Consider the following 12,444-nt stretch of genomic DNA (forward strand, 5'->3'; position numbering starts at 1 on the left):
AATGTCCACGCCATATGGACAAATGGACTAAAGTGTCTTTTATTGGTGCCTGACACCTATTGAAACTGCTCTAATACACGGAAGAAATCGATTGCAAATTGGTAGAAGAGGTTTTCGGATGGTGCTAGGTCCCTAGATTTTGGTGTGATGAGGCCGACGGTTCTTTTTACTTGAGGGGAGTCAATTGGTATTTTTACCGTGTATCGCGGCATGGATTCATAGACGGTGCTTTCTGGTAAGAGGCATACACCAATGCCTGCTGATACCAGTCCCTTTAATGCATCCAAATCCTCTCCCTCTGAGGTGATATTTGGTGCGAATCCAGCTTCTTTGCACGCCTCTATGGCAATTTTTTGAAGAATATATCCCTGCGGGAATGAAACAAATGAATCGTTTCGTAACTCGTTTAGTTCCAACCTTTTTCGATTGGCAAGTGCATGGTTGGAAGGAAGCAACGCAGAGATGTTTTCTGTAAATAGTATCTTTGCTTCAATATCAGGATCCTTCGTTGGTACTGGCCCAATAAACGCTAGATCAATTTCACCATTCTTAACGGCTTCAATTAAATATTGATAAGAGCCTTGCTTCAAATGGAAAACAACGTTTGGTTGTTTTGTTCGAAAGGCGGAGATAACCGTTGGAAGCCAATAGCTTGCAAGACTTGTTGGATAACCAATTTTAATGGTGCCGGATTGAGGATCTAAATACTCATCTACCTTTTCTTTTGCCTCATCAATCAATTTGACCGCTTTTTTAATATGGCTTAAAAAAATTATTCCAATCTGCGTTAACTTAATATTCCTTCCGATTCGTTCAAATAAACGAACACCGAGCTCATCTTCTAATTTAGCAATCTGAAAACTTACGGCCGACTGTGCGACATTGAGATTATCTGCCGCCTCGGTTACATGTTCGCGCTCAGCAACCTCCATAAAATAACGTAATTGACGTAGTTCCATCTTAAACCCTCCATTCATATAAAAATGAGATTGATTTAATCTTAATTATATATTGTTTATATGTATATAAAAACATAAAATTACTATCATACTGATTTATCGGAAAATTAAGAACGGGGGAGATAGAAATGACGTTTCATCAACTACCAAAAGCACAAGGTCTCTACCGCCCAGAATATGAACATGATGCATGTGGAATTGGATTGTATGCCCATATTAAAGGGATCGCATCTCACGAGATTGTCAAAAAAGGACTCAGCATGCTATGTAAACTAGATCACCGCGGCGGGCAGGGAAGTGATCCATTAACAGGTGATGGCGCTGGACTCATGGTCCAGATTCCAGATGCGTTTTTCCGCACTACCATTCAGAACGTCCAATTACCTGAAAAAGGACGATACGGGGTAGGGATGCTTTTTTTCTCAAATAATGATGTAGAAAGAGAAAAAATAGAGTCCTATATTAATAAAGTGGTAGAAGAAGAAGGGCAGACCCTTCTTGGTTGGAGAACTGTACCTGTCAATGATGAAACCATTGGAGAAACAGCCAAGCAAAGCCGTCCATTCATCCGCCAAGTCTTTATTGGTGCCAATGAAGGACTGAAGGATGAATTATCTTTTGAGCGAAAACTATATATTATTAGGAAACAATCAGAACTTTGGGCGAAGGAATCTGATTTACGTTTTTACTTTGCCAGCCTTTCAAGCAGAACGATTGTATATAAAGGGTTATTAACACCGGAACAGGTGGACAGATTTTACCTGGACTTACAGGATGAGAGTTTTGTATCGGCTTTTGCTTTAGTGCATTCCCGCTTTAGTACAAATACGTTCCCTAGTTGGGAACGGGCCCATCCAAACCGCTACCTAATCCATAATGGAGAAATAAATACACTTCGCGGCAATGTTCAATGGATGAAGGCCCGAGAAAAGCAATTCGTCTCGGAAGCTTTTGGTGAGGACCTGCAAAAGGTGCTTCCAATCCTTGATACCGAGGGAAGTGACTCGTCGATTTTAGATAATGCGCTTGAGTTTTTGGTACTGGCGGGCCGAAAACCTGCTCATGCTGCCATGATGCTGATTCCTGAGCCATGGTCAGAAAACCCGCATATGACAAAAGAAAAGAGAGCATTTTACGAGTTTCATAGCTGCTTAATGGAACCATGGGATGGTCCAACGGCTATTTCTTTTACAGATGGTAAACAAATTGGCGCGATTTTAGATCGGAACGGCCTTCGTCCTGCTCGTTATTACGTTACGGATGATGATTATATTATTTTTTCATCAGAGGTTGGCGTCATTGATGTTGAACCTGAAAAAGTACTATATAAAGATCGTTTAAGCCCAGGGAAAATGCTGTTAATTGATTTGGAAGAAGGACGGATTATTTCTGATGAAGAAGTAAAAACGGAGATGGCTCAAGCACTTCCTTATCAGCAATGGTTGGATGAACAGCTTATTCGTTTAAATGAAGAAAGATCCAACGAAGAAGAAATCCTAGCAGATTTACTCATTCGCCAGAAAGCATTCGGCTACACCTACGAGGATATTTCAAAATACTTGGTTCCCGTTGTAAATGAAGGAAAAGATCCTATTGGCGCAATGGGTAATGACATGCCTTTAGCGGTTTTATCTGATCGGGCACAATCATTGTTTAATTACTTTAAGCAATTATTTGCCCAAGTAACCAATCCGCCCATTGATTCACTACGAGAAGAAATTGTCACATCAACGATGACGTTATTAGGTGCAGAAGGAAATATATTACAGCCTTCACCGTTAAACTGCCGTCGAATTCAACTTGATACACCAGTCATTAACAACGGTCAATTAGAGCGTTTGAAATCTTTGGATTCAGCCGATTTTAAGAGTAAGGTTATTGACATTCTGTTTGATGATAATCTGGAAGGCAGTCTTGATAGGATTTGCCAAGAGGCAGATTCGGCGATCTCAGAAGGGGTAAGTCTACTAATCTTATCTGACCGTAAAATGAATAAGAACCAAGCAGCGATTCCTTCGTTATTGGCAGTAAGTGCTCTTCACCAGCATTTGATTCGTGAAGGCAGCAGAACGAAAGTAAGCATCATTATCGAATCTGGAGAGGTACGTGAAGTTCATCATCTAGCTGCATTAATTGGTTATGGTGTGGATGCCATCAATCCATATCTTGCATTCGCCACCTATAAGCAGGCCATCGCAGAAGGAAGTTTACAATTTACCTATGAAGACGCGGTAAATAATTATATAAAAGCAATGACTGAGGGCGTTGTAAAAGTGATGTCCAAAATGGGGATTTCAACGGTCCAAAGTTATCGCGGTGCACAAATTTTCGAAGCAGTTGGAATCAGCGAAGAAGTCATTGAGCGTTATTTTACAGGAACGGTTTCACAGCTTGGTGGGATTGGTTTAGATACAATCGCGAAAGAAGCAAAAATGCTTCATACTTTGGCATATGCAGATTCTTATGATCAAACTTTAGATTCAGGAAGTAACTTCCAGTGGAGAAAAACAGGGGAACATCATGCCTTTAATCCTGGAACGATTCATACACTGCAATGGGCTTGCCGAAAGGGCGATTACGATTTATTTAAAAAATATTCCAAGCTTGCTAATGAAGAGAGAATTGGCTTCTTACGGAATTTGTTCTCATTTGATGAAACAAGACAGTCTTTATCAATCGACGAGGTAGAATCAGTTGATTCCATTGTCCGCCGTTTCAAAACAGGAGCGATGTCGTTTGGATCAATCAGCAAGGAAGCACATGAAACTTTGGCGATTGCGATGAATCGTTTAGGCGGAAAAAGCAACTCTGGTGAAGGTGGAGAAGATTCGCGCCGCTTTAGCTTAGATGAAAATGGCGATAACCGTCGCAGTGCTGTAAAGCAAATTGCTTCCGGCCGTTTTGGAGTCAAAAGTCATTATCTGGTTCATGCGGATGAGCTTCAAATTAAAATGGCACAAGGAGCAAAGCCAGGTGAAGGCGGACAGCTTCCGGGTAATAAAGTTTATCCATGGGTTGCTGATGTTCGTGGTTCCACACCAGGTGTTGGGCTGATTTCACCACCACCGCATCATGATATTTATTCGATTGAGGATTTGGCGCAGCTGATTCACGATTTGAAAAATGCCAACCGAGATGCACGAATCAGCGTAAAGCTTGTATCCAAAGGCGGGGTCGGAACGATTGCTGCCGGTGTGGCCAAAGGCGCCGCAGATGTCATTGTCATCAGTGGGTATGATGGTGGAACCGGAGCATCTCCAAAAACTAGTATCCAGCACACAGGATTACCATGGGAACTGGGGCTTGCCGAAGCGCACCAAACGTTAATGTTGAATGGTTTGCGTGATCGTGTTGTCCTTGAGACAGATGGTAAATTAATGACCGGAAAAGATGTGGTAATGGCTGCATTATTTGGGGCAGAAGAGTTTGCTTTTGCGACTGCACCACTTGTCGTACTTGGATGTGTGATGATGCGCGTTTGTCATTTAGACACTTGCCCAGTTGGAATTGCGACCCAAAATCCGCAGCTTCGTCAAAAGTTCACAGGAGAAGCGGATTATATTGTCAACTATATGCGTTTTATTGCTCAAGAAGTTCGAGAACTAATGGCGGAGCTTGGCTTTAGAACATTAGACGAAATGGTTGGTCGTACAGATGTATTGAAAATGAGTGACCGAGCAAAAGCACACTGGAAAGCAAAAGATCTAGATTTAACTCCATTGCTGCATCAGACTGAAGGTGTTCGCACATTTACAACACCACAAAATCACAAAATTGACGAGTCGCTTGATATCCAGAAAATCTTACCGGCCGTTCAAAAAGCATTACAAGATCAAATTCCAGTGGATGTGAGCTTCCCAATTACGAACGTGAACCGCGTTGTTGGAACAATCGTCGGAAGTGAAGTGTCGAAACATTATGGGGAAGCGGGGCTGCCTGAGGATACGATTACCCTAAGATTTACAGGGTCCGCAGGTCAAAGTTTCGGTGCCTTTGTTCCAAACGGCGTGACATTAGAGATTACGGGAGACGTCAACGATTTTCTGGGGAAAGGCTTATCTGGAGGAAAGTTGATTGTGAAAACAGACCAATCATCTAAATTATTAGCTGGGGAAAATGTAATCGCTGGGAATGTTGCTTTATACGGTGCAACAAGCGGTGAAGCATATATTAATGGACGTGCAGGCGAACGATTTGGAGTCCGTAATAGCGGTGTGAACGTGGTTGTGGAAGGAATTGGCGATCATGGCTGTGAATATATGACAGGCGGACGCGTCGTTATTTTAGGTGATGTAGGTAAAAACTTTGCTGCAGGGATGTCTGGCGGGATTGCGTACGTATTAGCTGATGATCAAGAGGCTTTTAGGAAGTTATGTAATCAAGAGATGATTGAAATAGAGTCGTTGTCAAAAAACGATGAGGAAGAGTTAATGAAAATGATTCAAACTCATTTCTATTATACGAATAGTGTGAAAGCAAGCTATGTTTTAGAAAACTGGGGAAATTATGTCAGAAAATTTATCAAAGTCATTCCGAAAGACTATAAACGGATGCTTGAGCAAATTCAGAAGCAAAAGGATGCAGGTTTACCAGATGAAGACGCGATTATGAGTGCATTTTTAGCCAATTCTTCCAAACAGAAAAATACTACAACTAAACAGCCAGAAGCTGTACTACGCTAAGAAAGGGGAGAGGAAGATGGGAAAAACAACAGGTTTTATGGATTACTATCGAGAAAAAGGTAAAGAGCGAAATCCCCTTACGCGAGTAGGCGACTGGAAAGAGTATTCCCTGCCTTTTTCGGACGAAACTTTAAGCAGACAAGGAGCGCGGTGCATGGATTGCGCCACTCCTTTCTGCCATATGGGAATGGAAGTTCAAGGAGCAACATCCGGGTGTCCGATTCATAATCTTATTCCCGAATGGAATGACTTGGTCTATCGCGGCCGGTGGAAAGAAGCCCTTGATCGGTTGCTTAAAACGAATAATTTCCCGGAATTCACCGGGCGGGTATGCCCTGCACCTTGTGAAGGATCATGTACGTTAGCCATAACGGACCCAGCAGTAACCATTAAAAACATTGAACAAGCGATTATTGATAAGGGTTTTGAAAATGGCTGGATTGCCCCTCGGATTCCAGTAAGCAGAACGGGGAAAAAAGTGGCGATTATCGGTTCAGGTCCGGCTGGATTAGCCAGTGCGGATCAACTCAACCAAGCAGGTCACTCGGTAACGGTTTTTGAACGTGCAGACCGTCCTGGTGGTTTACTCATGTATGGTATTCCAAATATGAAGCTAGATAAAGGAGTGGTTGAGCGTCGAATCAGCTTATTAACCCAAGAAGGGATCAAGTTTGTCACGAACACAGAGGTTGGAAAAGATATTACGGCAGAAGAACTCCACGCACAATTCGATGCTGTGATTCTTTGTACAGGTGCTCAAAAACAGCGTGATCTAGTCATTGAAGGGCGTGAGGCGAAAGGGATTCACTTCGCCATGGAATACTTGACCAAGGCAACGAAGAGTTACTTGGATACGAATTTTGAAGATGGTCAATTTATCAATACGGAAGGCAAGGACGTCATCGTGATTGGCGGCGGCGATACGGGAGCAGATTGTGTGGCAACGGCCCTGCGTCAAAATTGCCGTAGTGTGGTTCAGTTTGGCAAACATCCACAATTACCTGAGACACGTACTTCAGGGAATATGTGGCCAGCCTATCCTAATGTTTTTACTATGGATTATGCGTATAAAGAGGCCGAGGCCAAGTTTGGCGAAGACCCGCGTCAATATTCGATCCAAACGAAGAAAATAGTTGCGGATGAAAACGGCCGCTTACAGGAACTTCATACCATTCAAATGGAAAAATTAAGAGATGATGAGGGCCGATTCTTTTTTAAAGAAATTCCAGGAACTGAAAAAGTCTGGCCAGCCCAATTTGTCTTTATTGCGATTGGGTTTGAGGGCACTGAGCAGCCGCTTTTGAGTCAATTCGGTGTGAATGCAATCAACCAAAAGATTGAAGCAGCTTACGGTGAGTATCGTACAAACGTTGAGGGGGTATTTGCTGCAGGTGATGCTAGAAGAGGGCAAAGCCTAATCGTTTGGGCAATCAACGAGGGAAGACAGGTTGCTCATGAAGTGGATTGTTATTTGATGGGGAAATCCTATCTACCTAAATAATATTATAGTAGAAAAAAGGCCAGGTTTAGTATGTAACTTGTTCCATCTATATAAATGGCATAAGAAATGACGTGTGGTTTACCACACGTCATTTTTTATCTTGCAAAAATTACAAATCCAACATTACGCTGTGTTTCAATTCTTCTAACGAAGTCGATCCAATAAGAAACCGCCTTTAAATCTTCTTGGTTCGTATGAAATAATAAACGCATTAGGCTCAAATTTTTCGACAGTAGCTATTAGTTCATTTTCTCTATTTCTCTTTGTCAATATTTCCATTCGATAACGTTCACTGTCGCGTCCTTCACCTGTATATAATGTAACACCAAAACCATTTTGTCTTAAAGTGTCTATCAAATGACCATTTTTTTCTTGTGTATTAACCGTAACGTTGATATAACCAATTGCTATTTTTTGTTCTAATTTCGTTCCAAGGATGATTCCTAACCCGAATCCAACGGCATAAACTACCATTGCAATAATACTTTGATCGCCACCAAATACGAGTGAAAGCCCAAAAACATATATTAACATTTCTGCGATACCTAAAATTGATGCTAACACGGTTATATTTTTAACCAAAAAGATGGTTCGCAGTGTGTAAATAGGTACATAAACCAATTGTAACAGCAAAATCAAAATAATCTCTTTCACTTTGGCACCTCTATCGTCAATTTTAAATTACTTTTTATTTTATCTCTTTTAATCTAAATAAAATAGTGTTTTCTTTTTTTAATTCGTTAATTTACGAATCTTTTATTTTTATTTTTTATTTCCCTTCGTATTGATAGTATGAGTCCTTTTGTTGGACGAATGATTAATAGTGTAAAATATATAAACGTTCGTTATTTAAACTATTTTTCTATTGATATTCCCATTGATTATACGATATTATAGCTAAAAAGCAAACATTTAGGAGTGGATAAGATGATTAGTTACCCAAATTCTAGCAAACCAAAAAAAGTGATGTTACTTGGTTCGGGAGAGCTCGGAAAAGAAACGATTATCGAAGCTCAACGACTTGGTATGGTAACGATTGCTGTTGACCGTTATGAAAATGCTCCTGCCATGCAGGTGGCCGATCATTCGTATGTTGTTGATATGCTTGATGGAGTAGAACTGCGAAAAGTGATCGAACTAGAAAAGCCGGACTTGGTTGTTCCTGAAATTGAGGCAATCGCAACGGAAACGTTAATTGATCTTGAGAATGAAGGTTTTTGTATTGTGCCAACGGCTAAAGCAACGAACCTGACGATGGATCGAGAAGGAATCCGAAGATTGGCTAGTGAAGAATTGGGGATTCCAACTGCGAAATACGCCTTTGCAGACACGCTGGAGGAATTAAGAAGTTCCGTACAAGAAATCGGAATTCCATGTGTAATTAAACCGATTATGAGTTCATCCGGAAAAGGGCAAACCATTTGTCGTTCTATCGAGGATGTTGAAATGTCTTGGAATGAGGCAATTTCGGGTGGGCGAGGCAAAAAAGCTCGAGTGATTGTTGAAGAATTTATTCACTTTGAATCTGAAATCACACTGTTAACGGTTCGTTCTGTCTCAGGCACAACCTTTTGTGCCCCAATCGGTCATGTCCAAAAAGATGGGGATTATATTGAATCCTGGCAGCCGCATGCTATGTCAGAGGAACAAATAGCAGAAGCGCAGGACATCGCAAAAAAAATCACCGATGCCCTTGGTGGATACGGACTTTTTGGCGTTGAATTATTTCTTTCGGCAAAGGGTGTTTATTTTAGTGAAGTTTCACCACGACCACATGATACGGGAATGGTTACCATGGCTACGCAGGATCTTTCCGAGTTTGCCTTGCACATAAGAGCCATCTTGGGTTATCCCATCCCAGGGGTTCAGCTGTTAACTCCTGGTGCAAGTCGCACGGTTAAAGCATGGAAAGAGAGTAAAGGATACCAAATTGAAGGCATTGAGGACAGCTTATCTATCCCAAATACCCAAGTAAGAATCTTTGGAAAGCCTGAAACAAAAGTGGGCCGTCGGATGGCGGTGGTCTTAAGTTCAGGAGAGTCTGTTGAAGTAGCAAGGAACCAAGCCGAAATAGCCGCGTCAAAAATAAGGATCACGCATAGCTAAATCCAATTCAAAAAATAATTTTCCAAATATTAGGTGCCTTGGTATAACATGACCAAGGCATCTTCTTGTTCTAATGGAAAATTTAGAAAAAAAATAACCTTTTCAAGGTTTAGTGGTGGGGATTTCTTGATTAGCTTTCATTGGTGAAATAAAACAGTTAATAAATATGTCTTACAGAAGATAAACGAATGGAAAATAACATTTGTTTTTCATCTTTTAAAGAAAGCAATTGGTCTTTAAGATTTAGGTGATAAACCCGCCCTTTTAAGGTTTGCAATGCACCATTTTTATAGTAAACAATCGTAATTAGGCCATTTTGAGTTAGTTTTTTTAAGAACATTTATATCCCCCTTTTATTAGTAGTGGATTGTTGTACAATTCACATTATATCCTTCGTATTTTAAGAGACTATGTAGAAGATGTTAATAATATGTTAAGTCAAGCTAATTTGATTAGTGGAATAGAAATAAGTGAATTATAATGAATATTGAATGTAATAGAATATGGAGGAAAAACCAATGAAATTTCCAAATGATGCGGATGGAGAGGCTTTACAAAGTCTTTATAAAGATGGAGTGAATTTTAAAAAAACACAGTCAGTCGAATTTTTTGTGGCCGTGCCTGATCAAATGACAGGTGAAAAATTATCGCAAGTACTAAAAGGAGAAGGATTCAACTGTTTCCTAGAGCAAGATGACGAAACAGATGAGTGGGCATGTTCTTGCTCGAAAAGAATGCTATTAAATCATAGTGAATTAATTAAAATACAGAAAAAATTAAATGACTTAAGTAAACCACATGGTGGTTATTCGGACGGTTGGGGTGTCTTTGTAGATTAAAAAATTGGCGGTTTTATTTTATTAGGTTTAGTGTCTATATATTTGTATATGAAAGCCCTGGGCCTAATCAATTATTTTGGAGGGCACCAGGGCTTTTCTTTTATTCATTTATCCCAAAACGTTACAAAGTATAGATCTTGTACAATATTGCGAGTAAGACTCCTTGTTTCTTAAATTCTATGTGGAGAATGCCGTAATGCTCTTATAGAAATGCTACCCAATCGAATTACTATGATGATAGAAATTATCGTGAGGACCACAATCATGGAAACAACACCATGCCAGCCAAAACTACTATAATATGCACCACTCACCGTTCCTCCGATACTAGATCCCGCATAATAGAAAAATAAATATAGGGATGATGCTTGTGCTTTATCATGAGTAGCGATTTGTCCCACCCAACCACTTCCAATCGAATGTCCAGCAAAAAAACCGTACGTAAAGATGGCGATACCGATTACTTTTAACCATAAAGACGAATTTAACGTTAAACATGCCCCGAATAATACAATAATCAAGGACAACATTAATAGTTTTCTTTTGCCGTATTGATCAGCTAGCATTCCCATCCAAGTAGAGCTAAATGTTCCAACAATATACACAATAAATATAAAGCCAACTAAGGTTTGACTTAAAGAATAAGGTGGAGCCATTAACTCAAAACCAATGTAATTATATAACGATACAAAGCATCCCATTAATAGAAATCCAGTTAAAAATAAATAAAGGAGGCCTGGTTCTTTAAATTGGACAAACAAGGAGATTGCTAATTTTTTAATTTCAAATTTTCGCGGTTTAAAATGTGTAGATTTCGGTAAAATAGACCAGAAAATAAGACTAGCAAGTAAACTAATGATTCCAATAAAGGCCAATGCAACATGCCAACTAAAATAATCTGTTAAAATTCCACTAATTATTCGACCTCCCATTCCGCCGATGGAGTTCCCGCTTATGTATAATCCCATTGCCAGTCCTAAACTTTTAGGATCAATCTCCTCGCCTAAGTAGGCCATCGCAACAGCAGGCAATCCCGCTAATGAAATCCCCTGTAAGATTCTACATAAGATTAATAGATGAAAATTTGGACTAAACGCAGTTAAAATGGATAGAATCGATGAAACAATTAAAGAAATAGTCATGACTGGTTTCCGGCCAAATACTTCTGATAAAGAACCAGCAATCAACATACTCACCGCTAAAGCGATAGTGGTAGAGGACAAGCTTAAACTGGATACAGCTGGTGAAATATGAAATTCCTTCACGATTTCCGGTAGTAATGGTTGTGTCCCCCAAAGGATCGCGAATGTATTAAAACCACCGGCAAATAAAGCGATGTTTACCATTTTAAATGTGTGTGTCCCGCGCTGAATATAGTTCATTATTGAAAAATACTCCTTTAGTTGTTGGTTTTATAGATTATCTCTACCTCATCATACTCCTCTTTTTGCATAGGTTCTAATAAAATACTTTTTAGAAATTCAATTTGGTCCCCATTCAAAAAATGTCAATTATTCCAACGATTGTAGAAAAAGTATATAATGAATTTGGATAGTTCATATGGTCGGACATTTGTGGAAAAGAGGACTAAATCGATGAAGAATATAACATTCGAGAATATTTATGTGGTTGGTCAGGTTGTATTTGAAAATAATCAATACAAACACATTCATTATCCTGAAATGTTACTTAGGTATGATAGTAATTTTATAGAGTTTAAAATATCTCCATCTTTGTCAGAATTTAAAAGCGCTGAAATTTATTTGCGAAATTATCATTTAAAAAATGGTCAAAATCATGTAAAGTTTTATTTTCCTCCAAACAAAAAGCTAGCGGAGGAATTAGTAGCTTACATGAAGGACTCAGGTTATAGTATTGGATTTCTCGAATTGTACGCCATCCAGCCTAAACAATTTCCTTTGGTGGGTGACAACCCGGATGTAGAGGTACAAGTTGTGACAGATAAAAACCTGGAAACTTTCCTTGAATTGCAGTATAAGCATGATTTGGAATTAGGTTCGGAATTTGCAAATCAAAAGAGGGAATTAGCTAAAAGAAATTTTGAAGATCCGTCTATTCAGCAGCTGCTTGCATTTTATAAAGGGGTTCCAGCAGGTTCAGTAGAAGTGATTATTTCGAAAGAAACCGCCGAAATTGATGGCCTGGTGGTAGATGAGGATTTTCAGAAAAAAGGAATTGGCAGCAGGCTGCAAAAATTTGTTATGGAGAAATATACTAATAAAACCATCATTTTAGTAGCGGATGGTGAAGACACTCCGAGAGAAATGTACAGGAAACAAAACTATGAGTATCTAGGATTTAAATATCATTCACATAAAATATTTGAAAATTAAATG

General features: G+C 39.6%; 9 protein-coding genes. 5 read left to right on the forward strand and 4 right to left on the reverse strand.

Going from position 1 to position 12,444, the window contains the following annotated elements; all coding sequences use genetic code 11:
• Window positions 1-56: 56 nt before the first annotated feature.
• A complete protein-coding gene (gene gltC / locus ACE198_RS13380; RefSeq protein ID WP_251458675.1) occupies window positions 57-959 on the reverse strand; it encodes a glutamate biosynthesis transcriptional regulator GltC in 903 nt (300 codons plus the stop codon).
• Between the two features lie 128 nt (window positions 960-1,087).
• Between gltC and gltB the strand changes: the two genes are divergently transcribed.
• A complete protein-coding gene (gene gltB / locus ACE198_RS13385; RefSeq protein WP_375375878.1) occupies window positions 1,088-5,641 on the forward strand; it encodes a glutamate synthase large subunit in 4,554 nt (1,517 codons plus the stop codon).
• Window positions 5,642-5,657: 16 nt separating this feature from the next.
• Window positions 5,658-7,142, forward strand: coding sequence for a glutamate synthase small subunit (gene gltD / locus ACE198_RS13390; RefSeq protein ID WP_251458679.1), 1,485 nt, complete (start codon window positions 5,658-5,660; stop codon window positions 7,140-7,142).
• Window positions 7,143-7,286: 144 nt separating this feature from the next.
• Here the strand turns inward: gltD and ACE198_RS13395 are convergent, their stop codons facing one another.
• Window positions 7,287-7,796, reverse strand: a complete 510-nt coding sequence (locus ACE198_RS13395) for a DUF2179 domain-containing protein (protein ID WP_098571865.1) — start codon at window positions 7,794-7,796, stop codon at window positions 7,287-7,289.
• 273 nt (window positions 7,797-8,069) lie between these two features.
• On the opposite strand from ACE198_RS13395, the gene purT reads away from it, so the two are divergent.
• A complete protein-coding gene (gene purT / locus ACE198_RS13400; protein ID WP_375375879.1) occupies window positions 8,070-9,248 on the forward strand; it encodes a formate-dependent phosphoribosylglycinamide formyltransferase in 1,179 nt (392 codons plus the stop codon).
• A 157-nt stretch (window positions 9,249-9,405) separates the two neighbouring features.
• Here purT and ACE198_RS13405 read toward each other — a convergent pair whose 3' ends face one another.
• Window positions 9,406-9,588 carry a YolD-like family protein gene (locus ACE198_RS13405; RefSeq protein ID WP_251458684.1) on the reverse strand — a complete coding sequence of 61 codons (183 nt, stop codon included), beginning with the start codon at window positions 9,586-9,588 and terminating at the stop codon, window positions 9,406-9,408.
• A gap of 178 nt (window positions 9,589-9,766) precedes the next feature.
• Between ACE198_RS13405 and ACE198_RS13410 the strand changes: the two genes are divergently transcribed.
• Window positions 9,767-10,087 (forward strand): ribonuclease E inhibitor RraB, encoded by a 321-nt coding sequence (locus ACE198_RS13410; protein WP_251458688.1) that lies wholly within the window; start codon window positions 9,767-9,769, stop codon window positions 10,085-10,087.
• Window positions 10,088-10,257: 170 nt separating this feature from the next.
• On the opposite strand, the gene ACE198_RS13415 is transcribed toward ACE198_RS13410, so the two are convergent.
• On the reverse strand, window positions 10,258-11,469 hold the full coding sequence (locus tag ACE198_RS13415; protein WP_375375880.1) for an MFS transporter: 1,212 nt from the start codon (window positions 11,467-11,469) through the stop codon (window positions 10,258-10,260).
• Window positions 11,470-11,682: 213 nt separating this feature from the next.
• Here ACE198_RS13415 and ACE198_RS13420 point away from each other — a divergent pair, with 213 nt between their 5' ends.
• Window positions 11,683-12,441 (forward strand): GNAT family N-acetyltransferase, encoded by a 759-nt coding sequence (locus tag ACE198_RS13420; protein ID WP_375375881.1) that lies wholly within the window; start codon window positions 11,683-11,685, stop codon window positions 12,439-12,441.
• Window positions 12,442-12,444: the final 3 nt, after the last annotated feature.

Source organism: Neobacillus sp. KR4-4 (genome assembly GCF_042136325.1).
GTDB lineage: Bacteria > Bacillota > Bacilli > Bacillales > Cytobacillaceae > Neobacillus.